This is a genomic window from Pseudomonas sp. FBF18, from assembly GCF_024261405.1.
Lineage (GTDB): Bacteria > Pseudomonadota > Gammaproteobacteria > Pseudomonadales > Pseudomonadaceae > Aquipseudomonas > Aquipseudomonas palmensis.
The window spans coordinates 63,676-90,440 of the sequence record NZ_QKRS01000021.1 but is presented as its reverse complement, the minus strand read 5'-3'; the positions used below and the strand labels follow the sequence as shown (position 1 = coordinate 90,440).

At 66.7% G+C, this 26,765-nt stretch carries 21 protein-coding genes; 12 read left to right on the top strand and 9 right to left on the bottom strand.

From position 1 onward, the window contains the following. Positions 1-86: 86 nt before the first annotated feature. The 6 genes from recC to DN387_RS23780 all read left to right on the top strand — a co-directional run bounded on the left by recC (position 87) and on the right by DN387_RS23780 (position 11,783). Complete coding sequence (recC, locus tag DN387_RS23805) at positions 87-3,566, top strand: exodeoxyribonuclease V subunit gamma (RefSeq protein WP_054916700.1); 3,480 nt, start codon at positions 87-89, stop codon at positions 3,564-3,566. Beyond that, positions 3,563-7,246: an exodeoxyribonuclease V subunit beta gene (recB, locus tag DN387_RS23800; protein WP_054916701.1), complete on the top strand. Its 3,684-nt coding sequence runs from the start codon at positions 3,563-3,565 to the stop codon at positions 7,244-7,246. The genes recC and recB overlap by 4 nt, the downstream gene beginning before the upstream one ends. After that, the gene (recD, locus tag DN387_RS23795) at positions 7,243-9,321 is read left to right on the top strand and encodes an exodeoxyribonuclease V subunit alpha (protein WP_054916702.1); all 2,079 of its coding nucleotides are present in this window, start codon (positions 7,243-7,245) and stop codon (positions 9,319-9,321) included. Before recB ends, recD begins: the two co-directional genes overlap by 4 nt. A gap of 115 nt (positions 9,322-9,436) precedes the next feature. Further along, complete coding sequence (locus tag DN387_RS23790; protein ID WP_043860717.1) at positions 9,437-10,012, top strand: YfiR family protein; 576 nt, start codon at positions 9,437-9,439, stop codon at positions 10,010-10,012. Next, positions 10,009-11,286: a diguanylate cyclase gene (locus tag DN387_RS23785; protein WP_043860716.1), complete on the top strand. Its 1,278-nt coding sequence runs from the start codon at positions 10,009-10,011 to the stop codon at positions 11,284-11,286. Before DN387_RS23790 ends, DN387_RS23785 begins: the two co-directional genes overlap by 4 nt. Further along, complete coding sequence (locus tag DN387_RS23780) at positions 11,283-11,783, top strand: OmpA family protein (RefSeq protein WP_082405805.1); 501 nt, start codon at positions 11,283-11,285, stop codon at positions 11,781-11,783. Before DN387_RS23785 ends, DN387_RS23780 begins: the two co-directional genes overlap by 4 nt. On the opposite strand, the gene DN387_RS23775 is transcribed toward DN387_RS23780, so the two are convergent. After that, a complete protein-coding gene (locus DN387_RS23775; protein ID WP_043860715.1) occupies positions 11,780-12,727 on the bottom strand; it encodes a LysR family transcriptional regulator in 948 nt (315 codons plus the stop codon). The two genes, DN387_RS23780 and DN387_RS23775, sit on opposite strands and share 4 nt — an antisense overlap. Positions 12,728-12,860: 133 nt before the next feature. Between DN387_RS23775 and DN387_RS23770 the strand changes: the two genes are divergently transcribed. After that, the gene (locus tag DN387_RS23770; RefSeq protein WP_043860714.1) at positions 12,861-14,387 is read left to right on the top strand and encodes a CoA-acylating methylmalonate-semialdehyde dehydrogenase; all 1,527 of its coding nucleotides are present in this window, start codon (positions 12,861-12,863) and stop codon (positions 14,385-14,387) included. A gap of 10 nt (positions 14,388-14,397) precedes the next feature. Further along, entirely contained in the window at positions 14,398-15,285 is an 888-nt protein-coding gene (gene mmsB / locus DN387_RS23765; RefSeq protein WP_054916703.1) for a 3-hydroxyisobutyrate dehydrogenase, read from the top strand. Positions 15,286-15,381: 96 nt separating this feature from the next. On the opposite strand, the gene DN387_RS23760 is transcribed toward mmsB, so the two are convergent. Genes DN387_RS23760 through DN387_RS23730 form a run of 7 tightly spaced genes read right to left on the bottom strand, consistent with a single transcriptional unit; the run spans position 15,382 to position 22,091 of the window. Then, positions 15,382-16,314 (bottom strand): phosphatidate cytidylyltransferase, encoded by a 933-nt coding sequence (locus DN387_RS23760; protein ID WP_043860712.1) that lies wholly within the window; start codon positions 16,312-16,314, stop codon positions 15,382-15,384. Between the two features lies 1 nt (position 16,315). After that, a complete protein-coding gene (locus DN387_RS23755) occupies positions 16,316-16,939 on the bottom strand; it encodes a lysophospholipid acyltransferase family protein (protein ID WP_043860711.1) in 624 nt (207 codons plus the stop codon). A 10-nt stretch (positions 16,940-16,949) separates the two neighbouring features. Continuing rightward, entirely contained in the window at positions 16,950-17,405 is a 456-nt protein-coding gene (locus DN387_RS23750) for a hypothetical protein (RefSeq protein WP_043860710.1), read from the bottom strand. After that, positions 17,402-18,721, bottom strand: a complete 1,320-nt coding sequence (locus tag DN387_RS23745) for a phosphatase PAP2/dual specificity phosphatase family protein (RefSeq protein WP_054916547.1) — start codon at positions 18,719-18,721, stop codon at positions 17,402-17,404. Before DN387_RS23745 ends, DN387_RS23750 begins: the two co-directional genes overlap by 4 nt. Next, positions 18,718-20,475, bottom strand: coding sequence for a bifunctional alpha/beta hydrolase/class I SAM-dependent methyltransferase (locus DN387_RS23740; protein WP_043860708.1), 1,758 nt, complete (start codon positions 20,473-20,475; stop codon positions 18,718-18,720). The genes DN387_RS23745 and DN387_RS23740 overlap by 4 nt, the downstream gene beginning before the upstream one ends. A 30-nt stretch (positions 20,476-20,505) precedes the next feature. Further along, positions 20,506-21,111, bottom strand: a complete 606-nt coding sequence (locus DN387_RS23735) for a CDP-alcohol phosphatidyltransferase family protein (protein ID WP_054916548.1) — start codon at positions 21,109-21,111, stop codon at positions 20,506-20,508. Between the two features lie 41 nt (positions 21,112-21,152). Continuing rightward, complete coding sequence (locus DN387_RS23730) at positions 21,153-22,091, bottom strand: LysR family transcriptional regulator (RefSeq protein WP_054916549.1); 939 nt, start codon at positions 22,089-22,091, stop codon at positions 21,153-21,155. A 77-nt stretch (positions 22,092-22,168) separates the two neighbouring features. Here DN387_RS23730 and DN387_RS23725 point away from each other — a divergent pair, with 77 nt between their 5' ends. Further along, positions 22,169-22,933, top strand: a complete 765-nt coding sequence (locus DN387_RS23725; protein WP_054916550.1) for a sulfite exporter TauE/SafE family protein — start codon at positions 22,169-22,171, stop codon at positions 22,931-22,933. Here the strand turns inward: DN387_RS23725 and DN387_RS23720 are convergent. Then, positions 22,923-23,237, bottom strand: a complete 315-nt coding sequence (locus tag DN387_RS23720; RefSeq protein WP_043860704.1) for a putative quinol monooxygenase — start codon at positions 23,235-23,237, stop codon at positions 22,923-22,925. The genes DN387_RS23725 and DN387_RS23720 overlap by 11 nt on opposite strands. Before the next feature lie 185 nt (positions 23,238-23,422). On the opposite strand from DN387_RS23720, the gene DN387_RS23715 reads away from it, so the two are divergent. The 3 genes from DN387_RS23715 (at position 23,423) to ggt (ending at position 26,725) form a co-directional block, all read left to right on the top strand. Further along, a complete protein-coding gene (locus tag DN387_RS23715; RefSeq protein WP_054916551.1) occupies positions 23,423-24,013 on the top strand; it encodes an NAD(P)H-dependent oxidoreductase in 591 nt (196 codons plus the stop codon). 67 nt (positions 24,014-24,080) lie between these two features. Next, positions 24,081-24,977 (top strand): LysR family transcriptional regulator, encoded by an 897-nt coding sequence (locus tag DN387_RS23710; RefSeq protein ID WP_054916552.1) that lies wholly within the window; start codon positions 24,081-24,083, stop codon positions 24,975-24,977. A gap of 80 nt (positions 24,978-25,057) precedes the next feature. Then, positions 25,058-26,725: a gamma-glutamyltransferase gene (gene ggt, locus DN387_RS23705; protein WP_043860701.1), complete on the top strand. Its 1,668-nt coding sequence runs from the start codon at positions 25,058-25,060 to the stop codon at positions 26,723-26,725. Positions 26,726-26,765: the final 40 nt, after the last annotated feature.

Below are 26,765 nucleotides of genomic sequence, written 5' to 3'. Positions count from 1 at the left end.
GTGGGGCGAAAAGCTGCAGGCCCGCGGTCTGTACGCAGACCGTGATAAGGTTCCCCCCAAAATCCGCACAGCCCAAGGGATGCCCCATGCCGCATGCAAGCACGCTTCAACCGGGATTCATGGTCGTTCACGGCAACCACCTGGATGAACTGCGTGGCCTGGTGGTGAGCCTGATGCGGCGTTATCCGCTGGCACCCCTGGAAAACGAGATGGTGCTGGTGCAGAGCAACGGTATCGCCCAGTGGCTCAAGCTAGCCCTGGCCGAAGACCCGCAGGACGATGACCAGGGCGGTTGCGGCATCGCGGCCGCCATCGATGTGCAGTTGCCTGGTAGCTTCATGTGGCAGCTGTACCGCCGGGTACTTGGCCGCGAAGAGATTCCTGAAACCTCCCCGCTCGACAAGGCGCCCTTGACCTGGCGCCTGATGCGCCTGCTGCCGGAAGTGATCAACCAGCCGCATTTCGAGCCGTTGCAGCGCTTTCTTACCGATGACAGCGACCTGCGCAAGCGCTACCAGCTGGCCGAGCGCCTTGCCGACCTGTTCGACCAATACCAGGTGTACCGTGCCGATTGGCTGAAGGACTGGGCAGCCGGACGTCACGTGCTGAGCAACGCTCGTGGCGACTCCCGTGCGCTGGCCCCCGCCAACTGCTGGCAGGCAGAGTTGTGGCGTGCCTTGCTGCTGGATGTGGGAGAGGAAGGCATGGCCCAGAGCCGTGCCGGCGTGCACCAGCGTTTCGTCGAGCGCATCAATGCACTGGAACAAGCCCCCAAGGGCCTGCCATCGCGGGTCATCGTGTTCGGCATTTCTTCGTTGCCGGCCCAGGCCCTTGAAGCGCTGGCAGGCCTGGCACGTTTCAGCCAGGTGCTGCTATGCGTGCACAACCCCTGCCGTCACCACTGGGCCGATATCGTCGCCGACAAGGACCTGCTGCGCCATCAGTACAAGCGCCAGCAGCGCAAGCAAGGCATGCCCAGCCTGATCGACGCCGACACCCTGCACCAGCATGCCCATCCGCTGCTTGCGGCCTGGGGCAAGCAGGGCCGGGACTACATCAACCTGCTCGACAGCTACGATGACCCGGGCAGCTATCGCAATGTGTTCAGTGACGGGCGCATCGACCTGTTCACCGAAAACGGGCAGGCCACTCTGCTCAACCAGTTGCAGGACGACATTCTCGAACTGCGCCCATTGGTCGAGACCCGCGCCTTGTGGCCCGCCGTCGACCCGGCCAAGGACCGCTCGGTGCGTTTTCATGTGGCCCACAGCGCGCAGCGCGAGGTCGAGATCCTGCACGACCAGTTGCTCGCCCGCTTCAGCGCCGATCCCGGTCTGCGCCCGCGCGACGTGATCGTGATGCTGCCGGACATCAACACCTATGCGCCCCACATCCGCGCCGTGTTCGGCCAGCTTGGGCGCAACGACCCGCGCTACATTCCCTTCACCCTGACCGACCAGGGCCAGCGCGGCCGCGACCCGCTGCTGATTGCCCTGGAGCACCTGCTCAAGTTGCCGGACAGCCGCTTCCCGGTGAGCGAGATTCTCGATCTGCTGGATGTTCCCGCCCTGCGTGCCCGCTTTGCGATCAAGGAAAGCGACCTGCCCACGCTGCACCGCTGGATCGAAGGGGCCGGCGTGCGCTGGGGCCTCAATGCACAGCAGCGTGCCGGCCTGGGCCTGCCCGATGACCTCGAGCAGAACAGCTGGCGATTCGGCCTGCGCCGCATGCTGCTGGGCTATGCGGTGGGCACGGGCGACAGCTGCGACGACATCGAACCCTATGATGAAATCGGCGGCCTCGATGCTGCCCTGATCGGCCCGCTGGTGGCCCTGCTCGATGCGCTCGAGGTGGCCCATGCCGAGCTCTCGCAGCCGGCACCGGTGGCGCAATGGGGCACGCGCCTGCATGCCCTGCTGCAGGTGTTCTTCCTGGCCGAAACCGAACACGATGACTACCTGCTGGTGCAACTGCAGGGCCTGTGCGAAACCTGGCTGCAAACCTGCGAGTCGGTCGGGCTCGAGGACGCCTTGCCGTTGACGGTGGTGCGCGAAGCCTGGCTCGCCGGCCTGGACCAGGGGCGCTTGTCCCAGCGCTTTCTGGCCGGCTCGGTGAACTTCTGCACCCTGATGCCCATGCGTGCCATTCCCTTCAAGGTCGTGTGCCTGCTGGGCATGAACGATGGTGACTACCCGCGTGCGCAGCCGCCGCTGGACTTCGACCTGATGGGCAGCGACTACCGCCCCGGCGACCGCTCTCGACGCGAGGACGACCGTTACCTGCTGCTCGAAGCCTTGCTGTCGGCGCGTGAGCAACTGTACGTCAGCTGGGTGGGCCGCAGCATTCGCGACAACAGCGAGCGGCCGGCGTCGGTGCTCATCGGCCAGTTGCGCGATCACCTCGCCGCCGGCTGGCGCAGCCCCAAGGCCAAGGCCGACGACCCAGTGGAGGGCGGTCTGCAACTGTTGCACGCCTTGACGCAGGAACACCCCCTGCAACCGTTCAGCGCCCGCTACTTCCACAAGCACAGCAACCTGTTCAGCTATGCCAGCGAATGGCGCGCCCTGCACCTGCCGCCAACGCAGTTGCCGACCGAGGCCGACCAACTGGAGCCTTTCGTGCCCGAAGAGCCCCTGAGCCTGACCTTGCTCCAGGACTTCATGCGCCACCCCGTTCGGCACTTCTTCAGCCAGCGCCTGAAGGTGTTCTTCGAAGCCGCCGAAGCCCCCCTGGCCGACGAAGAGCCCTTCGTGCTCGACGCCCTGCAGCGCTACAGCCTGAGCGAAAGCTTGCTGGGCGCAGCCCTGGCCGACCCCACCAACAGCACCGACGCCCTGCAGGCCCAGGCCCGTCGCCTGCAACGCAGCGGGATGCTGCCGCTGGCCGGCTTCGGTGAATGCCTGCAGGCCGAACTGATCGAGCCATTGCCCGACCTGCTGTTGCGACACGCTCAACTGCTCGGCCAATGGCCAACCCTGATCGACAGTGCGCTGCCGATCAGCTTCGTGTATCGCCAGCTGCGGCTCGAAGGCTGGCTGGGGCGGGTGTACCAGCGTGACGACCAGGCGCTGCTGAGCATCACCACCTTGCCCAACGGCATCAGCAGCGGCAAATCGCTCAAGTGGCACCGACTGGTGGCGACCTGGGTCATGCACCTGGCAGCGTGTGCCGTTGGGCACCGGTTGAGCAGCGCAGTGGTCGCCACCGACGTGACCCTGTTGCTCGACCCGCTGGAGCAACCGCGTGCCGCGGAACTGCTCGGCGACCTGCTGGTGGCCCGGCAGGCCGGCATGAATGCGCCGCTGCCGGTGGCGATCAAGACCGCCTTCACCTGGCTCGGCCAGAGTGACCCTGAAAAAGCCCTGGCGGCCGCAGCCAAGGCCTACGACGGCGACGGCCAGAACACCCGCGGCGAGCGCAGCGAAAGCACCGCACTGGCCCGACAGTTCAGTGATTTCGCGGCGCTGACCGCGAGTGAAGAATTCGAGGGCTGGTGCGAGGCACTGTACCGGCCGATGTTCGAAGCCGCCTGGCAACGCCTGGGCAGTGAAGAGGCGCATCCATGACTGCCCACGCACACCAGCCGCCGCTGGCACTGACCTTCCCGCTGCACGGCAGCCAACTGATCGAAGCCAGTGCCGGTACCGGCAAAACCTTTACCATCTCTGCCTTGTACCTGCGCCTGGTGCTCGGCCATGGCGGCGAGCAGGGCTTCGGGCGCGAGCTGCTGCCGCCACAGATCCTGGTGGTGACCTTCACCGATGCGGCCACCAAAGAGCTGCGTGAGCGCATTCGCACCCGCCTGGCCGAAGCGGCGCGGTTCTTCCGTGGCGAACTGCCCGAAGCCGACCCCTTGCTGGTGCAACTGCGCGAGCACTACGCCCCGGACACCTGGCCCGCCTGCGCCAACCGCCTGGACGTTGCCGCGCAGTGGATGGACGAAGCCGCCGTCTCGACCATCCACAGCTGGTGCCAGCGGATGCTGCGCGAGCACGCGTTCGACAGCGGCAGCCTGTTCACCCAGACCCTGGAGACCGACCACAGCGAGCTGCTCGGCCAGGTCATGCGCGACTACTGGCGGCGCTTCTGCTACCCCATGCACGGCGAGGCCCTGGCCTGGGTGCGCAGCCACTGGAGCAGCCCCGAGGCATTGCTGCCCAGGGTGCGCGCGCTGTTCGGCCGCACGCGGAGCGAGGAAGACAGCGCCGACCCACAGGCGCTGATCGAAGCGGTGGTGCAGCAACGTGCCGAACGGCTGCGCCAGCTCAAGGCGCCCTGGGCACAGTGGGCCCAGGAACTGCTGCAACTGTGCCATGCCGCACATGCCGCCAAGCAGGTGGACGGGCGCAAGATGCAGCCGCGCTATTTCGAACCCTGGTGCGAGAAGATCGCGGCCTGGGCCCAGGACGAGCAGGCGGTGGAGCTGGATATTGGCACCGGGTTCACCCGCTTCACCCCGCAAGGCATGGCCGAAGCCTGGAAGGGCGAGCCGCCCAGCCACCCGGCGCTGGATGCCATGCCCGGCCTGCGCCTGGAGCTGCAGGCGTTGCCGACCCCGGACGCCCGCCTGCTCGAACACGCCGCCAACTGGGTGTCGAAACGCTTCGAGCAGGAAAAGCGCCGCCGCGCCGAAATGGGCTTCGACGACATGCTGCTGCGTCTCGACTCGGCCTTGGGCGGGACGGCCGGCGAGCGCCTGGCCGGGCTGATCCGCGAGCAGTTCCCGGTGGCCCTGATCGACGAATTCCAGGACACCGACCCGGTGCAGTACCGCATCTTCCAGCGTATCTATCGCATCGAGGAGGACGTGCGCGAAACCGGGCTGTTCATGATCGGCGACCCCAAGCAGGCCATCTATGCCTTCCGCGGCGCCGACATCTTCACCTACCTGGGCGCCCGGCGCGCCACCCACGGCCGGCTGCACAGCCTGGACACCAACTACCGCTCAAGCCAGCCGATGGTCGATGCGGTCAACCATGTATTCATGCGCGCCGAACAGCGCGAGGCCGGTCGCGGGGCGTTCCTGTTCCGCGACGGCGCCGACAACCCCGTCCCCTTCGTGGCGGTCAGGGCGCAGGGGCGCAAGGAGCACCTGCAGGTCGACGGGCAGCCCCTGGCAGCGCTCAACCTGTGGCACCTGGCAAGCGACGAGCCGCTGTCCGGCGCGGTCTATCGCCAACAGGTAGCCGCCAGCTGCGCCACCCAGATCGTCAGCCTGCTCAACGGCGGCCAACTGGGCACCAGCGGCTTTGTCCAGCCAGGCCAGGCGTTGCGTGGCTGTTTGCCATCGGACATTGCGATCCTGGTTCGCGACGGTCGCGAGGCCCAGCTGATCCGCGCCGAACTGGCCGCCCGCGACGTACGCAGCGTCTACCTGTCGGACAAGGACTCGGTGTTCGCCGCCCAGGAGGCACACGACCTGCTGGCGTGGCTCAAGGCCTGCGCCGAACCCGACAGCGAGCGCCTGCTCAAGGCGGCGCTGGCCAGCGTCACCCTCGACCTGCCGCTGACCCGGCTGGCCCAGCTCAACCAGGACGAGCGGGTGTGGGAACACTGGGTCATGAAGTTCCGCGACTATCGCCACCTCTGGCGCACCCAGGGCGTGCTGCCGATGCTGCGTCACCTGCTGCACGACTTCGACCTGCCCCAGGTACTGATGCGCCGCAGCGATGGCGAACGGGTGCTGACCAACCTGCTGCACCTGGCCGAGCTGCTGCAGCAGGCGGCCACCGAGCTGGACGGCGAGCAGGCGCTGATCCGCCACCTGAGCGAACACCTGGCCAGCTCCGGCCAGGCCGGTGAAGAACAGATCCTGCGCCTGGAAAGCGACGAGCAACTGGTCAAGGTGGTGACCATCCACAAATCCAAGGGGCTGGAATACCCGCTGGTGTTCCTGCCCTTCATCAGCACCGCCAAGCCGGTGGACGGAAAGCGCCTGCCCCTGGGCTGGCACGACGCCCAGGGCAATGCCCAGCTGACCCTGACCCCTGATGCCGAGCAGATCGCCCTGGCCGATGACGAGCGCCTGGCCGAAGACCTGCGTCTGCTCTACGTGGCCCTGACCCGTGCCCAGCACGCGTGCTGGCTGGGGGTGGCGGACCTCAAGCGCGGCACCGGCAAGGAATCGCTGCTGCACCGCTGCGCGCTCGGCTACCTGCTGGGCGGCGGCGCTGTACTGCCGGCTTCCACCGCCCTTGAGGGCTGGCTGCAGGCATTGCAGGAAGGTTGCGCGACCATCCACAGCCAGGTATTGCCGATTGCCGACACCCAGCGCTACCAGGCCCCGCGCAACACCGCCGAGCTGCTGCCGGCCCGCCAGCCGCGCCGCCGCGCCGCAGAGAACTGGTGGATCGCCTCCTACAGTGCACTGCGTATCGGCGAGGAGCTGCTCACCGCCGACAGCTCCCAGGCCCAGCAACTGCTCGATGACGAACCGGCCGATCCGCAGGCCCTGCGCGAGGTCGTGGCGACGGGCGGCGACATTCACCGCTTCCCGCGTGGCCCCAACCCCGGCACCTTCCTCCACGGGCTGCTCGAATGGGCCGGTCACGAAGGCTTCGGCCAGGTGGTCGCGGCGCCCGAGCAACTGCACAAGACCGTGGCCCAGCGCTGCAACCGGCGCGACTGGACCGGCTGGATCAACACCCTCGGCAACTGGCTCGAACACCTGCTGAACGCACCGCTGCACCTGGCACCGGACAGTGCGCCGGTTGCCCTGGGCCAGTTGAGCCAGTACCAGATCGAGATGGAGTTCTGGTTCGCCAGCCATCAGGTCGACGTGCTGGCCCTCGACCGCCTGGTATGCACCCACACCCACGACGGCGCAGCCCGACCGGCCGCGCAGTCGGCGCTGCTCAATGGCATGTTCAAGGGCTTCATCGACCTGGCATTCGAGCACGACGGGCGCTACTACGTGGCCGACTACAAGTCCAACTGGCTGGGCACCGACGACCAGGCCTACAGCGAGCTGGCGATGGAGGGCGCGATCCTCGAGCATCGCTACGACCTGCAGTACGTGCTGTACCTGCTGGCCCTGCACCGTCAGCTGCGTGCCCGCCTGCCCGACTACGACTACGACCGGCATGTGGGCGGCGCGGTGTTCCTGTTCCTGCGTGGGGTGCACGCGGCCAGCCAGGGCTTGTACTTCATCAAGCCGCCGCGCGTACTGATCGAGCGGCTCGATGCCCTGTTCAGCGGCGCAAGCACACCGCAGCAACCTGATCTGTTTTCCGGAGACAGCGCATGAGCCGCACGTTCGACGACCTGTTGCCCACCCCTCTGGATGCCGGGCATCTGGCGGCCCTGGCGCCGTTGACGGTGGGCGCCGACCTGCTGGCGCTGCTCGATCGATGGGTCGAGCGCGGCTGGCTGCGAGCACTGGACCGCGCCTTCGTGGCTTTCCTCGGCGAACGCGACCCGCAGGCCGACCCGCTGGTGCTGCTGGCCGCCACACTGGCCAGCCACCAGTTGGGGCACGGGCACGTGTGCCTGGACCTGGCCGAAACCCTGGCCGAGCCTGACTTTGCCCTGTCGTTGCCACCCGAGGGCGATGCCCTGGCCGGCCCCTTGCTGCTGCCTTCGCAACTGCTGGAGCGCCTCGATCTGGCCACCTGGTGCCAGCGCCTGCAAGGCAGCGCGCTGGTTGCCCTGGGCAGCAGCGAAGCGCAGGCTTCGCGCCCGCTGGTGTTGAGTGGGCAGCGCCTGTACCTGCGCCGCTACTGGGCCTATGAACGGCGCATCGACAGTGCCCTGCGCGAACGCCTGGAACAGGCCGAACCCACGCCCGCCGATTTGCGCGCCCGCCTGGATGCGCTGTTCGAAGGCTCGGCGCTGGCCGGTCAGGTCGACTGGCAGAAGCTCGCCTGCGCGCTGGCCACCCGCAGTGCGTTCAGCATCATCACCGGCGGCCCCGGCACCGGCAAGACCACCACCGTGGTGCGCCTGCTGGCCCTGTTGCAGGCCCCGGCCGTGGAGGTCGGGCGCCCGTTGCGTATCCGCCTGGCCGCACCGACCGGCAAGGCAGCGGCGCGTCTTACCGAATCCATCGGCCAGCAGGTGGAGCGGCTGGCCGTCAGTGACGCCGTGCGCAGCAACATCCCCAGCGATGTCTCTACCGTGCACCGCCTGCTGGGCAGCCGCCCGGGCTCGCGACATTTCCGTCACCATGCCGGCAACCCGTTGCCACTGGACGTGCTGGTGGTCGACGAGGCCTCGATGATCGACCTGGAAATGATGGCCAACCTGCTGGCGGCGATGCCGGGGCATGCGCGCCTGATTCTGCTCGGGGACAAGGACCAGCTGGCGTCGGTCGAGGCCGGCGCAGTGCTGGGCGACCTGTGCCGCGATGCCGAGGCCGGGCGCTACAGCGCTGCCACCCGCAGCTGGCTGGAGCAGGTCAGTGGCGAGTCGCTGGCCGGCAGCGGCCTGGTCGAGGGCGATGCCCAGCGCGACCCCTTGCCCCAGCAAGTGGTGATGTTGCGCCATTCGCGCCGCTTTGGTGAGGGCAGCGGTATCGGCCAGCTGGCGCGCCAGGTCAACGGCCAGCAGCCGGAACAGGCCCGTGCGCTGCTCGAGCAAGGTCTTGCCGACGTGCGCAGCCTGCGCCTGAGCGGCGAGCACGACCGCAAGCTCGACACCCTGCTGCTGCAGGGGCTGGGCCGCGGTGGCGACAGTCCGCAGGGCTATCGTGAGTACCTGCACCTGATTCGCCAGACCCGCCCGGCGCCGGATACCGCCGCTGACGATCCACGCTGGGAGGCGTGGGCACTGAAGGTGCTGCGCGCCTTCGAGCGCTTCCAGCTGCTGTGCGCGGTGCGCAAGGGCCCCTGGGGTGTCGAGGGCCTGAACCAGCGGGTCGGCAAGGTGCTGGCGGCGGCCGGCCTGATCGATGGCGAACAGCCCTGGTACGAAGGTCGCCCGGTGCTGATGACGCGCAACGACTATGGTCTGGGCCTGATGAACGGCGATATCGGCATTGCCTTGCGCCTGCCGGACGCCCAGGCCTCCACACCGTTGCTGCGGGTGGCGTTTCCTCGGAACGATGGCCAGGGCGGCGTCAGATTCGTCCTGCCCAGCCGGTTAAGTGAGGTTGAAACCGTGTACGCCATGACGGTGCACAAGTCCCAGGGCTCGGAGTTCTCCCACACGGTTCTGGTGCTTCCCGACGCCTTGAACCCGGTGTTGACCAAGGAACTGATCTACACCGGCATCACCCGCGCCAAGGACTGCTTCAGCCTGATAGAGCCGCGCCAGGGCATTTTCGAGGAGGCGGTGCGGCGCAAGGTCAAGCGTATTTCCGGGCTGATGCTGGAACAGGTGTAAGGCGCCGCCGCAGCCGACGATTCGGCTGATCCGCCTTTGGAGGCGACCTCGCGGGAAAAGCAGGCGTTATGCTATCTTGCCCCCACGCAAGGCATGGTCTTAAGAGATTTCCTATATGAAGGTCGCCGCCCTTACACCGGGACGTGTAAAACGCTGGAGGCTCATGCTGCTGGCGGCGTTGGTGCTGGTACTTCCGCTGCACGGCATGGCCCAGGGCGCCGCGGCCGCCACACTGGCCGAGCAGCGGGCCAAGGCAGTGACCCAGGTGGTACTGGGTATCCTCAGTTACGCGCGCTGGCCGGTGGAACCCGAACAGCTGCGCCTGTGCCTGATCGGCCCTACCGAATATGCCGACGACCTGGTCAAGGGGACCACCCAGGCCACCGGCCGGCCGCTGACCGTACGTCGTCTGCTGGCGGGGGATCCGCGTATCCTCACCCAGTGCGATGCGGTGTACATCGGCAAGCTCAGTGGCGAGGCGCGCAGCCAGCTCATCAGCGCGATCAACGGCAAGCCGGTGCTGAGCATCAGCGAAGCGGATGACCCCTGTACGGTCGGCAGCCTGTTCTGCCTGCGGGTCAAGGACACCCAGGTGGCCTTTGACGTGAACCTCGACTCGGTGGCGCGCAGCGGCGTGCGCATCCATCCCAGCGTGCTGCAATTGTCGCGGCGCCGAGCGCTGCAGCCATGATCGGCTGGCTCAAGACACGCGAACGGACCACGTTGCGCGCGGTGCTCAGCCGCGGGCACCTGGGCGTGGCGTTGCTGGCCATCGGGCTGGCCGGCATCTCGCTGACCGTGCTGGGGGTGCTGGCATTGCGCGTCTATGCCAACCACAACCTTCACCTGATTGCCCGTTCGATCAACTACACCGTCGAGGCCGCGGTGGTGTTCAACGACAGCAGCGCCGCCAACGAAGCCCTGGCGCTGATTGCTGCGGCCGAGGAAGTGGCCAACGTCAAGGTCTTCGACGATGCGGACCAGTTGCTGGCCAGTTGGGAGCGCAGTGAAGGCGGCATGCTCGACCAGCTGGAGCTCAAGATCGCCCGGACCCTGCTCGAAGAGCCGATCCGGCTGCCGGTGGTGCACCAGGGCCAGCAGGTGGGGCGCATCGAGCTGGTTGGCCAGGGCGGCAGCCTGATGCGCTTTCTGCTCAGTGGCCTGGCGGGCATTCTGCTGTGCACGGCGCTCAGCGCGGTAAGTGCCCTGTACCTGTCGCGCCGGCTGTTCGCCGATATCGTGGGGCCCCTGCGCGGGCTGGCCAGCGTGGCCCATGCGGCGCGGCGCGAACGCAGCTTCGACCGGCGCGTGCCCTCCACCCAGATCGCCGAACTCAACGAGCTGGGCAACGACTTCAATGCCCTGCTCGACGAAATGGAAGCCTGGCAAAACCACCTGCAGAGCGAGAACGAGACCCTGGCCCACCAGGCCAGCCACGACAGCCTGACCGGCCTGCCCAACCGGGCGTTCTTCGAGGGCCGCCTGAGCCGCAGCCTGCGCAACGCGATCAAGCATGGCGACGGGCTGGCGCTGCTGTTTCTGGACAGCGACCGCTTCAAGGAAATCAACGACAGCTACGGCCATGCCGCAGGCGACGAGGTGCTGGTCGCCGTGGCCAGCCGGGTGCGTGCGCAGCTGCGCGAGCACGACCTGGTGGCGCGTCTGGGGGGGGACGAATTTGCGGTGCTGCTTACCCCTCTGCATCGCTTCGAGGATGCCCAGCGTATCGCCGACAAGATAGCCGCCAGCATGAGCCTGCCTATCCGCCTGCCGGACGGCCAGTGCGTCGTTACCTCGTTGAGCGTAGGCATCGCAGTGTTTCCCGATGACGGCCGTACCCCGGCCGAGTTGCTCAATGCCGCCGATGCGGCGATGTACCAGGCCAAGCGTCACACCCGTGACGGGCCCCAGTCGGCAGAGGCGGAGTTCTCTGCGTCCAGCGCAAAAACAGGAGCTGAACCGTGATTCACCTGACTCGATACCTTCGCTTGCACCTGGCCTTTCTGGCCCTGGCCCTTTTCGCCCTCGGCGGCTGCCAGACCCCGCCGCCCAAGGGCCTGACCCCCGAGCAGATAGCCGTGCTCAAACAGGAGGGGTTCACCCCCACCGACGAGGGCTGGACCTTCGGCCTGTCCGGCAAGGTGCTGTTCGGCAGCGACCTGGATGCACTCAACACCCAGAGCCGCGAGATCGTCGAGCGTATCGGCAAGGCGCTGCTGTCGGTGCACATCGAGCGGGTGCGGGTGGATGGCCATACCGATTCGTCCGGCAAGGCCAGCTACAACGAACAGCTGTCGGCGCGCAGGGCGGCCAGTGTGGCCAGGGTGCTGGTGGGCGTGGGCATGCGCCCCGAGAACGTCGAGACCCGCGGCCTTGGCAGCCGCGAGCCGGTGGCCAGCAACGACACCGCCGCCGGCCGCACCGAAAACCGCCGCGTGGCGATCGTGGTCGCCTCCGACTAGTCGGCAAAACTCATCGTGTGCGACTCGCCCATCAGCAGGGGCGCGTTGCGCTCGGTCACGTCGCGGATGTAGTCCCACAGCAGCGTGATGCGCTTGAGCTTGCGCAGGTCCTCCCGGCAGTACATCCAGAACTGCCGGGTAATCTCCACTTCCCCCGGCAGCACCGGCACCAGCCGCGGGTCCTGTGCGGCCAGAAAACACGGCAGGATGGCCAGCCCGCGACCCTGCTGGGCCGCCACGTACTGGGCGATCACGCTTGTGCTGCGCAGGTGTGCGGTAGCGGTGGGCAGCAGGTTGGCCAGGTACAGCAGCTCGGAGCTGAATGCCAGGTCGTCCACGTAGCTGATGAACGGGTGCCGGGCCAGGTCGCTGCTGCGCAGGATCGGCTCGTGGTTGTCCAGGTAGTCGCGGGTGGCGTACAGGCGCAGGCGGTAGTCGCACAGCTTGCAGCACACATAGGGCCCGTGTTCCGGGCGCTCCAGCGCGATCACGATGTCGGCCTCGCGTTTGGACAGGCTGATGAAGTGCGGCAGCGGCAGGATATCCACCGAGATCGCCGGGTAGGCATCGACAAAGTGGCTCAACTGCGGGGTGATGAAGAAGCTGCCAAAGCCTTCGGTGCAGCCCATGCGTACATGCCCCGATAGCGCCACGCCCGAGCCGGACACCTGCTCGCAGGCCATGTGCAGGGTGCTCTCGATGGCCTCGGCATAGCTGAGCAGGCGCTGCCCCTCGGCGGTGAGCACGAAGCCGCTGGTGCGCGACTTTTCGAACAGCAACGTGCCCAGCGCCACCTCCAGCGAACTGATGCGCCGCGACACCGTGGTGTAGTCCACGCCCAGGCGCTTGGCGGCGCTGCTGGCCTTGCGCGTGCGCGCCACTTCGAGGAAGAACTTGAGGTCGTCCCAGTTCAGCGACCCCAGGGATGTGATGTTTTTTTGCATGTTGGTCCGGCTTTTATGTGCGTTCTTATTAGAAGTTTGCACATCTATACTCCAATTCAGCCCAGGACCCAAGCACCGTCGCGGCTGCCGCGTCGGCGTTTCTCTCCCTAACAATAAATCCAGGAGAACCCTCATGAACGCATCCCTCACGCCCGGCCAGACCAAGGTCGACAGTGTCAAGCTGCTGATCGACGGCCAGTGGGTCGAGTCGAAAACCACCGAATGGCGCGACGTGGTCAACCCGGCCACCCAGCAGGTGCTGGCCCGCGTACCCTTTGCCACCGCCGAAGAAGTCGATGCCGCCATCGCTGCCGGCCAGCGTGCGTTCAAGACCTGGCGCGATACCCCGATCGGCGCGCGCATGCGCATCATGCTCAAGCTGCAGGCGCTGATCCGCGAACACTCCAAGCGCATCGCCGTGACCCTGAGCGCCGAGCAGGGCAAGACCATCGCCGACGCCGAAGGCGACATCTTCCGCGGCCTTGAAGTGGTCGAGCATGCGTGCTCCATCGGCACCCTGCAGATGGGCGAGTTCGCCGAGAACGTGGCCGGCGGCGTCGATACCTACACCCTGCGCCAGCCCATCGGCGTGTGCGCCGGCATCACCCCGTTCAACTTCCCGGCAATGATTCCGCTGTGGATGTTCCCGATGGCCATCGTGTGCGGCAACACCTTCGTGCTCAAGCCGTCCGAGCAGGACCCGCTGTCGACCATGATGCTGGTGGAGCTGGCGCTGGAAGCCGGTGTGCCGGCCGGCGTGCTCAACGTGGTGCACGGCGGCAAGCAGGTGGTGGATGCGCTGTGCACCCATACCGACATCAAGGCGATCTCGTTCGTCGGCTCCACCGAGGTCGGCACCCACGTGTACAACCTGGCCGGCCAGCACGGCAAGCGCGTGCAGTCGATGATGGGCGCCAAGAACCACGCAGTGGTGCTGCCCGACGCCAACCGCACGCAAACCCTCAATGCCCTGGTAGGTGCCGGTTTCGGCGCTGCCGGCCAACGCTGCATGGCCACCTCGGTGGCGGTGCTGGTGGGCAAGGCCCGCGAATGGCTGCCGGAGCTCAAGGCCCTGGCCGCCAAGCTCAAGGTCAACGCCGGCAGCGAGCCTGGCACCGATGTGGGCCCGCTGATCTCCAAGCGCGCCAAGGAGCGTGTGCTGGGCCTGATCGAAAGCGGCATCAAGGAAGGCGCCACCCTCGAACTCGATGGCCGCGACGTGCAGGTGCCCGGCTACGAGCAGGGCAACTTCGTCGGCCCCACGCTGTTCTCCGGCGTGACCACCGACATGCAGATCTACACCCAGGAAATCTTCGGCCCGGTGCTTGTGGTGCTGGAGGTCGACACCCTCGACGAGGCCATCGCGCTGGTCAACCGCAACCCGTTCGGCAACGGCACCGGCCTGTTCACCCAGAGCGGCGCCGCGGCGCGCAAGTTCCAGAGCGAGATCGACGTGGGCCAGGTGGGCATCAACATTCCGATCCCGGTGCCGGTACCGTTCTTCAGTTTCACCGGTTCGCGCGGCTCCAAGCTGGGTGACCTGGGCCCCTACGGCAAGCAAGTGGTGCAGTTCTACACCCAGACCAAGACCGTCACCGCGCGCTGGTTCGACGACGACAGCGTCAACGATGGCGTGAACACCACCATCAGCCTGCGTTAAGGAGTCGACCATGCGTATTGCATTCATCGGGCTGGGCAACATGGGCGCGCCGATGGCGCGCAACCTGATCAAGGCCGGCCATCAGCTCAGTCTGTTCGACCTGAACAAGGAGGTACTGGCAGAACTGGCCGAACTCGGCGGGCAGATCAGTGCCTCGCCCAAGGACGCGGCCAGCGCCAGCGAGCTGGTCATCACCATGCTGCCGGCCGCTGCCCATGTGCGCAGCGTGTACCTCAACGAAGACGGCGTGCTGGCCGGCGTGCGCGCCGGTACCCCGGTAGTGGACTGCAGCACCATCGACTCGCAGACCGTGCGTGCGGTGCATGCAGCGGCGGCCAGGCAGGGTGTGGACCTGGCCGATGCACCGGTGTCGGGCGGCACCGGCGGCGCGGCGGCGGGTACCCTGACCTTCATGGTCGGCGCCAGTGAGGCGCTGTTCGCCACCCTGCAGCCGGTGCTGGCGCAGATGGGGCGCAACATCGTGCACTGCGGCGAGGTGGGTACCGGGCAGATCGCCAAGATCTGCAACAACCTGCTGCTGGGCATCTCGATGATCGGCGTGTCCGAGGCCATGGCCCTGGGCAATGCCCTGGGCATCGACACCAAGGTGCTGGCCGGCATCATCAACAGCTCCACCGGGCGTTGCTGGAGTTCGGACACCTACAACCCGTGGCCGGGTATCGTCGAGACGGCGCCGGCATCACGCGGGTACACCGGTGGCTTTGGTGCGGAGCTGATGCTCAAGGACCTGGGGCTGGCCACCGAGGCGGCGCGTCAGGCGCACCAGCCGGTGATTCTGGGCGCGGTGGCGCAGCAGCTGTACCAGGCGATGAGCCTGCGCGGGGAGGGTGGCAAGGACTTCTCGGCGATCATCGAGGGCTATCGCAAGCCCGAGTAGAAAGCATCGCGGGTCAAGCCCGCTCCCACAGGGACTGTGCTGTACCTGTGGGAGCGGGCTTGACCCGCGATCGAGTGCGCAGCACTCGCCTGGCCCTCAAGCCCACCAGTAACGTACAAAGTGAAAGAACACCGGCGCCGCGAAACATACCGAATCCATGCGGTCCAGCATGCCGCCGTGCCCCTCGATCATGTGCCCCCAGTCCTTCACCCCGCGGTCACGCTTGATCGCCGACATCACCAGCCCGCCAAAGAAGCCCATGACGTTCACGGTCAGCGCCATCAGCGCCGCCTGCCAGAAGGTGAACGGGGTGATCCAGAACAGCGTCGCGCCGATCAGCGTGGCCAGTGCCACACCGCCCAGCAACCCCTCCAGCGTCTTGGACGGCGACAGCCGCGGCGCCACCTTGCGCTTGCCGAACAGCTTGCCGCACACGTACTGCAGTACATCGGAAATCTGTACCACCAGAATCAGCCAGGCGATCAACAGCAGGTTGCGCCCCTCGAACCCGGGGATATCCAGCGTCATCAGGGCCGGTACCGACGACAGGCAGTACACCGCGATCATCAGCCCCCACTGCACCTTCGAGGCCCGCTCCAGAAAGCGCGTGGTATCGCCGCCGAAACTGGCCAGGATCGGCAGCAGCAAGAACAGGTACACCGGGATGAAGATACTGAACAACCCGTACCAGTCCATCGCGATCAGCAGGTACTGCACCGGCAGCGCCACATAGAACGCCGCCACCAGTGCCGGGTAGTCGCCACGCCGGGTGGGCGTGAGGGTGAGGAACTCGCGCAGCGCATAGAACGACACGCAATAGAACAGCAGGATGACCCCCAGCTTGCCGAACACGAAGGCCAGGCCGATCACCAGCACCATCACCCACCAGGCATTGATGCGCGCATTGAGGTTGTCGATGACCGCGTGCGGGGCCGGGCCCGCGCGCCATTTGAGCAGGCGCCCGATCAGGCTGGCGAGCAGCAGCAGGCCACCGATACCGGCAAACAGCAGAAGTGTGTTGTGGTCCATCTCAGGATTCCTTGGGGGCCAGGGCCAGCAGGGCAAGGCGTGCCCGTTCCAGAAACGCGTGCTTGCTGTCATCGGGCAAGCGTTGCAGCGGCTCGCCGAAGCTCAGGGTGCACAGCAGCGGCAGGGGCAGGGCACGGCCCTTGGGCATCACCCGGTTGAGGTTGGCGATCCACACCGGGATCAGCTCCACCTCGGGGTGGGCACTGGCCAAGTGGAACAGCCCGCTCTTGAACGCCAGCAAGGGCTCGTCGCCCAGGTTGCGCGTGCCTTCGGGGAAGAAGATCAGCGAGTCGCCCTGCTCCAGCGCCGCATGGATCGGCTGCAAGGGGTCGCTCTGAGCCTCGCTGTGCTGGCGGTCGATCAGCACGCCGTTGAACACCCGGTTGATCAGAAATTGGCGAATGCCCGGTTTTTGCCAGTAATCGGCCCCGGCCACCGGGCGGGTGTGCCGGCGCAGTTCCTGGGGCAGCGAGGCCCAGATCAGCACGAAGTCCCCGTGGCTGCTGTGGTTGGCGTAGTACAGGCGTTGCACCGGCTGCGGTGTACAGCCCAGCCACAGGGCGCGGGCGCCCGTGATCAGGCGGGCCACCGAGGTGATGCCGAAGGCGGTGAGGGCGGCTAGCATGACGAGGTCCTTATCCGACGAGAGAAAGCCAGGGCAGGCACAGTATGCCGGCAATCGCCAGCAGTACCTGCACGCCAAGGCACAGCAGTTGCTGGCGCATCAGGCGCAGTGCGGCCCGGCTGCGCGCCTGCCAGTCGCGGTCGTCGACCGGGGCGGGCTTGAGGCCCAGGTCGAACAGCGCCTGGTCCAGCACGCGGGTAGTTGGCGACAAGGTTGCGGCCTGGGTGGCCAGGTGCGCGAACAGCTCGGCGTCCAGCGCAACACGCATGCCCCAGTATTTTTGCAGCAGGCCGGCTGCCAGCAGCAGTACGCACAACAGGGCGCCAATCACAGGGGCCGGCGCGCCGGCAAGTGGCGCCAGGCCATAGGCCAGCGCCAGCAGGCTGATGCCGTCCGACAGGCGTTCCACCTGGCGCCCGCGCCGCAACAGGCTGGCCACCAGCGCCAGGTGGGTCTGGCTACTCACAGGCCGCCCCCCGCCGGCAGGCTGTCGATCACCTGGCGGTGCGCCGGGTGCAGCACGACCCCGGGGCGGGCCTGGGCGATCAGTTGCTGGGCCTGCTGCGCGTTCTGGCAGCGCCCGCCGAGTACCAGCCAGGCGGCCACGGCGCAGGCACTGCGCGAGTAACCCAAGGCGCAGCACACCAGTAGCGGGCCCTGCTGGCGCAGTCGCTCGATGGCCTGGGCCGCCTCGCGGCAACGTTCGGCACTGGGCACCACCAGGTCCAGGCAGGGCAGGCTGCAATAGGCCTGGCCCGGCGTGTGTGCCGCCGGCAGTTCTGCACACAGGTCGACCACCGCGGCAAACGATGCCGCCTGACCTCGTGCAGGCACCCGCCCCAGGTACACCCCCTCGCACACCTCGTCGGCCTGTGGATGGCGGCGCGTACACCAACGCGAATTGAGCCAGGCGCCGATCAGGTACGGCGCCAGCAGCCAGCGCGCGGCATACGACAACTGGCCGCTCGGGCCTTTTTGAAAGCCCTCGGCGCCCAACACGGCATAGTTGAGCGCCACCATCAGCAGTGCGAGGGCGGGCCACAGCAGCAACAGGGCGATACCGCCGGCATACAGCGCCAGCCCACCCAGCACGGCGCTGCCCAGCGCGTAGTACGCGGCCAGGCGCCAGCGCCGGCGGTCACGGGTCGGCTGCAGGCTGCCCAGTACCGGCCGGCCCTCCACGGGCCACAGCCATACACACAGCGCGCCTGCCACTGCGCCACTGGGCACGTCGATGAAGTGGTGCTGCCAGGTGGTCAGCACCGACAAACCGATCAACCCCATCCAGCCATGCAGCAGCCAGCGCACCAGCCGCCCACGGGTGTGCCGGGCGAACATCGCCCAGATGATCACCAGCAGCGCGATGTGCAGCGAAGGGGCCTGGTTGAACGGCTTGTCGAAGCCCATCAGCACATCGAACAGCCAGCCGAACACGCCCTGCAGTTCAGGGCGCTCGAAGGTGAAGCGCAGCGGCCACAGCAGAAAGCCGGCGATGCAGATCAACTGTGCGCTCAGCAGGCGCAAGGCATGCCGGTCCATCTCCAGGCGGCTGAGCGGCAGCAGGAAGGACAACCCGTACAGCAGGTCGATGGACCAGTACGGCAGGATGGTCCACGGCCACAGCGGGATGCTGCTTTCCCAGGCGAACACCAGGCTGCCGACGTCGCTGCGCCCGGCGGTGAAGGTGTTGCTCAGGCCATAGCTCAAGAAGAACAGCGGCCCGAGCAACAGCAGCCAGAGCACGCCGCGCTGGATCAGGCCCGGCTCGCGCACTGTGCTCATTCAGCAACTCGCTGGGCCAGGCTGACGCTGAAGATGCCCCACTCGTCGATGCGCTGGCACACCTTGCGAAAGCCTGCCGCTTCCACCAGCTGGTCCATCTCCACCTGGCTGCGCCGACGCATCACCCAGGCCTGACCGGCGCGGTGGCTGGTCAGGGCGCGGGCGATCATCTCCAGCTGCGGGTGCCACGGCTGGCCGGTGTACACCAGGTAGCCGCCCGGCGCCACGGCCTGGGCCAGGCCACCCAGCGAGTCGCCGACCATCTGATTGCTGGCGAACAGTTCATACAGCCCCGATACCACCGCCAGGCTCGGACGCGGTTCAAGGGTGGCCAGGCTCTGCGCATCGAAGGCATCGCCCTGCACGAAGCGGGCGATGTCGGCCAGGCCTTTGTGTTCGATCAGCGCCGTGCCTTCGCGCACGTTGAGCTCGCTGTAGTCGCGCAGCAGGATCGAATCCGGGCGCTGCTCCAGGCCCTGCAGGGCTTCGAGAATGTAGCGGCCATGGCCGGCGGCGATGTCGACGATATGCACCGGTGCGCCTTGTTCGCGCAGGCGCTCGATGGCCAGGCGCAACAGCTCTTCCACATGCAGCTTGCGCTGGCGGATGCCCTTCCAGCCGATGGCGTCGAGGTAGTTGCGGTCGATCATGCGGCCCAGCTTGCCCTTGCCGGTGGCCTGGTTGCGGTAGACGTAGTCCAGCGTGCTGCCCGAATCGAAACCGGTGTCGAAGCCCAGCTTGACCCCGCTCGACAGGCCCTTGCCCAGGCGCAGGCCGGCGCGGGTTGCGCGCCAGTACAGGTCGGCCGGCGAGTTGCGTGGCAGCGGCGCGGCCAGACTTTCGGCCTCGGCGCAGCTGGCGCCGAGCTGGTCGGCATCGAGCAGCGACGGGCGCTGGGGCGCCACACTGAAGCAGTGCTCCACGAAACGCCGGATACGCGCCAGCGCATGCCCGCGATCACGCTCGCCGAGGGTGTCGTGGAAGAAGCCGGGCAGCACGTGCTTTTCCTTGTGCACGCTTCCCAGGCGCTCGAAGAACTGCTCCTGCGGCTGGCGCTTGACCACGAAGTCGGCGCCGGAAATCAGCAATTGGGTCGGCACCTGGATCGCCTGGGCATCGGCCACCACGCGATCGGCAGCTTCGTACAGCCCAAGCAGCATGTTCACCGAAATCGGCCGGCTGATCAGTGGGTCGTTTTCATACGAGGCGATGCGCTCGGGGTCGTGGCTGAGCAGGCGCGGCTTGACGTAGCTGTTGACGAAGAAGTTGCCGCGCCAGGCGCGCATCAGCTTGAGCCCCGGGCGGGCGAACGGCACGTACAGCTTGACCTTGAAGGCCGGCGAGGCGAGCACCAGGCAGCGCACCTTCGGCGCATAGTCATGCGCCCAGGTTGCGATCAGCACGGCGCCGACGCTTTGCGCCAGCACCGCCATGTCCTGTTCGTCGATGGCATGCTCGCGGGCGATGTGCTCGATGAAGGTCTGCACATCGCGCACGCTGCACGCGAAGCTCGGGCTGTCGCCACGGGCCCCGGGCGACTCGCCATGGCCACGGGCGTCCCAGGCGAAGAAGTCATGGCCGGGCAGGTCGAGTTCATCCACCAGGTGGGCCATGCGCCCGCCGTGTTCGTGGCCACGGTGGAACAGCACCACGGCGCGGCGCGGCTGGCCGGGCTGGCGGTTGGCCGGCCAGTGGCGGTAATGCAGCTCTACGCCGTCATGGGTGGTGAAATGCAGGGATTGCGCGGTGCGCATGGCAAATATCCTTATCTGGCTCGGAGGGCTTCAGCGGGGTTGCGCCAGGCCTCGGCTCACCCGGTTGTAGAGGGTATGAAGCGACAGCAGCAGCACCACCAGCAACACGCCGTTGAGCCACGCTGCGCTCAGCAGGCCGGTGGCCACGCCGGCACCGAGCACACCGAACACGAAGGCACGGTCGCTCTTGCCCATCGGGCCGTCATAACGGCGTTCGGCGCCTACCAGCGGGCCCATCACCCCGGCGTATTCGCTCACCAGCGCGGCCAGCACCACGATCACCACCAGCGCCGGCGACACGCCCGGCAGCAGGGCGAAGGGCAGGTACAGTGCGCTGTCGGCGACCACGTCGCACAGCTCGTTGAGGTAGGCGCCCAGGCGTGACTGCTGGCCGAATTCCCGGGCGAGCATGCCGTCGATGGCGTTGAGCGCCATGCGCAGCAGCATCCAGGCCGGCACCAGGGCGAACAGCCAGGTGATGTGCGGTGCGGCGGCCAGCAGCAGGCCGAGCGCCACACTGACCGCCGCGGCGGCGACCGTCACCTGGTTGGCAGTTATGCCGCGCTCGTACAGACGCTTGACCATAGGGCGCAGCAGCGCCTGGAAGCGCGGTTTCAACTGGTAGATCGACGGCACGGAAAACTCCCTTTACGGCTCGTAGGCACGGCATTGTCTTGTTACATAGCGGTGCGCGAAGGCGATTGTGGGTGGATTGTCCCTGCCGGGGCAATAGCGCCTGCCGACAAGCTTTGCAGAAGTGTGCGCGTGTGCCCGGGAAGCGCCGAAAAATTGCGGCTGCACAGGCGCAGCTGGCGTTGTGCCCAGGGTTCGTCCAGCGCCAGGCTGTGCAGCGCCAGTACCCCTTGCCAGCGTTGCACGGCAGCCTGCGGCACGATGCCCAGGCCTGCGCCATGGGCCACCATGCGTATCACCCCGTCGAAGCCTTCGGCACGTACCCGCACCTGCAGCCGGCGCCCCAGGTGCAGGGCCTGTTCCTCCAGGTACAGGGCCAGGGCGCTGTCTGCCTGCAGGCCGACATGGCCATGTTCAAGGGTGTCGGCAAAGCGCAGGTGCGGGTGGCTGGCCAGCGGGTGATCCGGCGCCATGATCAGCACCAGCGGGTCGTCGCGAAACGCCACGCTCTGCAGGTGCTCGCTGGCCACGGCATTGGAGATGATGCCCAGGTCGGCCTCGCCCTGGGTGATCGCCTGCACGATACGCAGGCTGGGCAATTCGACCACGTCCACGTCGATGGCCGGGTGGTGGGCCAGAAACGTCGCCAGCAGTTCGGGCAGGTACTCGGTCAGCGCCGCGGTGTTGCACAGCAGCCGCACCTGGCCCTGCAACCCCTGGGCATACTGGCCCAGGTCGAATTGCAGCCGCTGCACCTGCTGGCCGATCTGGCGCGCATGGTTGACCAGGGCCTGGCCGGCGGCCGTGGGTTGCACGCCGCGCCGGTTGCGCTGCAGCAGCGGTACGCCCAGCGAGCTTTCCATGGCGCGAATGCGCGCGCTGGCCGCCGGCAGCGACAGGTGGCTGCGCTGGGCGCCGGCGGTGATGTTGCCGCACTCCACGGTGTGCAGAAACAGTCGTAGGTCAATCAGATCGAAATGCATGAGCCTCTGCCTGGGCAATAGTCTGGCTCAGTATATGGCAACTGTTCAGGGGCGTGCGGGCAGGGCAGCATGGGCCCATGACGACTTTATTCGGCTTCTATCAGGCTATCGGCCCGGCGCTGTCGCTGCTGGTTGTGCTTACCTTCGTGCTGGCAGGCACGGTCAAGGGCGTGATCGGCCTGGGCCTGCCCACCGTGGCCATGGGGTTGCTGGGGCTGGCTATGTCACCGGCGCAGGCTGCCGCGCTGCTGATCGTGCCGTCGACGGTCACCAACCTTTGGCAGCTGGCGGCGGGTGGCCACTTGCGTGCGTTGCTGCGCAGGCTCTGGCCGATGCAACTGATGATCTTCATCGGCACCTTGCTGGGCAGTGTCTGGCTGGGCATCGACAGTGGCGCGTGGGCGGCGCACGCATTGGGCGTGGCGTTGCTGGTGTATGCACTGTACGGCCTGTGCCACCCAGGCCTGCACCTGGCCCCCCGCCACGAGCGCTGGCTGGGCCCGCTGTGCGGGTTGGTGACGGGCATCATCACCGCCGCCACCGGGGTGTTCGTGATACCGGCCGTACCGTACCTGCAGGCCCTGGGCCTGCACCGTGAACAGATGGTGCAGGCGCTGGGCCTGTCGTTCACCGTCTCGACCCTGGCGCTGGCCGTGGGTCTTGCCGGGCAGGGCGCACTGGGCGGCGAGGCGCTGGTGGCCTCGCTGGTGGTGCTGATACCGGCATTGCTGGGCATGTGGCTGGGCCAGTGCCTGCGTCAGCGCATCAGTGCCGTGCTGTTCAAACGCTGCTTTTTCATCGGCCTGGCGCTGCTGGGCGCCCATCTGGCGCTCAACGGCTAGCCGAGGACGGGCTGAGCATCTCGATCAACTGGATGTCGAAGTCGCGCTCAAGGTATTCCATGCGCCGCTCGGCAAACTGCTGCATGTGCGGCAGCGCCGAATGCACATCCAGTGCGGCCTTGCTGGCCCAGATTTCGTAGAACACGAACAGGCTCGGGTCCTGCCGGTCGCGCAGCATGTGGTACTCGATGCAGCCGGGCTCGGCACGGCTGGGTTCTACATAGCTGCGAAACAGCGCCTCGAACTCCTCGGCTTTTTCGGGGCGGGTCTTGGCTTTGAGGATGAAACCGTAGGGTTCGCTCATGGGGAGGCTCCTGTAAAAGTGAGCCAATATTATTTCAACAATAAGCGCTGAATTCGTGCTTTTTGGTCAAAAGCGTTTTGCCCGCGCGAGGGTATTTCCGCTGCGCTGAACTGATTAATCTGCCGCCATCACATTCACCGGGCCGCCCCTTCTGTTGGCCGCCCCGAACACACATGAGGCAGATGATGAAGAAGATCCTGTTGCTCAACGGCGGCAAGCAGTTCGCCCACTCCGATGGCCGCCTGAACGAGACCCTGCACGAGGCCGCGCTGGCGTTTCTCGACCGCGCCGGTTTCGACGTCAGGAGCACCTACATCGATGGCGGCTACGACGTTGCCGAAGAAGTGCAGAAGTACCTCTGGGCCGACGTGGTCATCTACCAGATGCCCGGTTGGTGGATGGGCGCGCCGTGGACCGTCAAGCAGTACCTGGACGAAGTGTTCACCGCCGGCCACGGCAGCCTCTACGCCAGCGACGGGCGCACCCGCTCCGATGCGTCGAGCAAGTACGGCAGCGGCGGCCTGATCCAGGGCAAGCAGTACATGCTGTCGCTGACCTGGAACGCACCGCAGGAAGCGTTCGACGATCCGGCGCAGTTTTTCGAAGGCAAGGGCGTGGACGCGGTGTACTTCCCGTTCCACAAGGCCAACCAGTTCCTGGGCATGAGCGGTCTGCCGACCTACCTGGCCACCGACGTGATGAAGAACCCCAACGTCGAGGCTGCCGTGGCCGGCTACGAGCAGCACCTGGCCCGGGTTTTCCACACTGGCGCCTGATGAAGGGTTGCGCGGGCAACGCCAAGCGGCTATCTATCACGGCTGAACGCCACACCAGGGAACAGCCGTGAAAGCCAGGTCCGATGAATTGCAGATGTTCGTCTCGGTCATCGAGTGCGGCTCTATTTCCGCCGCCGCCGAACAGGGCGGGCAGACCCCGTCGGCCATCAGCCGCAGCCTGTCGCGGCTGGAGGCCAAGCTGGGCACCACGCTGATCAACCGCACCACGCGGCGCATGGACCTCACCGAAGAGGGGCGGTTTTTCTTCGAGCGTGCCAAGGCCATCCTGCAACAGATGGACGAACTCGAAGAGCGCCTGAGCCTGCACCGCCAGACCCCGTCCGGGCGCCTGCGCATCAATGCGGCGGCGCCGTTCATGCTGCATGCCATCGTGCCCTGGGTGGGGGAGTTCCGCCAGCTGTACCCGGATATCCAGCTGGAGCTCAACACCGACGACCTGATCATCGACCTGCTCGAACAGAGCACCGATATCGCCATCCGCATCGGCGAGCTGGCCGACTCCAGCCTGCACGCCCGCTCGCTGGGGTGCAGCCCGCTGCATGTGCTGGCCAGCCCCGCGTACCTTGCGCGGCGCGGTACGCCACGGCATGTGGAGGAACTGGCCGGGCATTCGCTGCTGGGCTTCACCCAGACCGAAACCCTCAATCACTGGCCGCTGCGCCACACCGAAGGCGACCGCCTGGCGATCCGCCCCGACCTGTGCGCCTCCAGCGGCGAAACCCTGCGCCACCTGGCGCTGGCCGGCGAAGGCATCGCCTGCCTGTCGCACTTCATGACCCACGAAGACCTCCAGGCCGGCCGCCTGCAACTGGTGCTGGCCGAGGCCAACAGCGGCTATCGCCAGCCGATCAACGCGGTGTACTACCGCAACTCGCAACTGGCCCTGCGTATCCAGTGCTTTCTGGATTTCATCCAGCACAAGCTGTCGATCTACGCCTGCTGAAAACCGCAGGCGGCATTTGAAAAATCCCTGGGCATGCGCCTTAATGGTTGTTCGATAAAAACAACACCAAGGAAACCCGCATGCGCACTCTGATGTTTCGAACGCTGACCTTGAGCGCTGCGATCGTCGCCAGCTCATCAGCCTATGCCGTGACGCTGGACGGCGGCGCGGTGGCCGCGCCCGATCAATATGGTGCACAGGTCGCCGCCGACATCCTCAAGAAGGGCGGCAACGCAGTGGACGCCGCGGTGGCCACTGCCTTCACCCTGGCCGTTACCTACCCCGAGGCCGGCAACATCGGCGGCGGCGGTTTCATGACCCTGTACATGGATGGCAAACCCTACTTCCTCGACTACCGTGAAGTGGCGCCCAAGGCGGCCAGCCGCAACATGTACCTGGACGACAAAGGCGAGATCATCGAGAACCTCAGCCTGGTGGGCGCCCGGGCCGCCGGGGTGCCGGGCACGGTGATGGGCCTGTGGGAGGCGCACCAGAAGTTCGGCAAGCTGCCCTGGGCCGAGCTGCTGACCCCGGCGGTGGGCTACGCGAAGAACGGCTTCAAGATCGCCGCCAAGCAGTACCAGTACCGCGAAGATGCCCAGGGGCTGTTCAAGGACAGCACCAACTTCAACGACTATTTCGGCAGCATGAAGGTGGGCGAGACCTTCAGGCAGCCCGAGCTGGCGCAGACCCTGGAGCGCATTGCCGACAAGGGTGTGAGCGAGTTCTACCAGGGCAAGACCGCCGACCTGCTGGTGGCGCAGATGCAGGCCGACAAGGGCCTGGTCAGCAAGGAAGACCTCAAAGACTACAAGGCCGTGTGGCGTGAGCCGATGGGCATCGAATGGCGTGGCAACGTGGTCTACACCGCGCCGCTGCCCAGCTCGGGCGGCATCGCGCTGGCGCAGTTGCTGGGCATCAAGGAAAACCGCGCAGCCGACTTCAAGGGTGTCGAGCTGAACTCGGCACGCTACATCCACCTGCTTTCGGAAATCGAGAAGCGTGTGTTCGCCGACCGTGCCGACTACCTGGGCGACCCGGCGTTTTCCAAGGTGCCGGTGGCGCAGCTGATTGCCAAGGACTACCTGGCCAAGCGCGCGCAAGAGGTCAACCCGACCGCCATCTCCGACACCGCCAAGGTGCGTCCGGGGCTGGAGCCGCACCAGACCACGCACTTCTCCATCGTCGACAAGCAGGGCAACGCGGTCAGCAACACCTACACCCTGAACTGGGACTACGGCAGCGGCGTGGTGGTGAAGGGCGCGGGCTTCCTGCTCAATGACGAGATGGACGACTTCAGTGCCAAGCCGGGTGTGGCGAACGCCTTCGGTGTGGTCGGTGGCGATGCCAATGCCATCGAGCCGGGCAAGCGCATGCTGTCGTCGATGGCCCCGAGCCTGGTGACCCGCGATGGCAAGGTCACGCTGGTGCTGGGTACGCCGGGTGGCTCGCGGATCTTCACCTCGATCTTCCAGGTGCTCAACAACCTGTACGACTACAACCTGCCGCTGGAGAAGGCGGTGGCGGCGCAGCGTGTGCACCACCAGTTGCTGCCCAAGGACACTATCTACTACGACGCCTATGCGCCGCTCGATGGCAAGGTGGCCGAGGAACTGAAGAAGATGGGCTACACCCTGGAGGACCAGGGCTGGGAGATGGGCGATATCCAGGCGATCCGGGTGACGGGTTCGGCGCTGGAAACCGCGTCTGACCCGCGTGGACGCGGGGTGGGGCAGGTCGTCAAGTAAGGGCTGACAGCATCGCGGGCCAAGTCCGCTCCCACAAGGT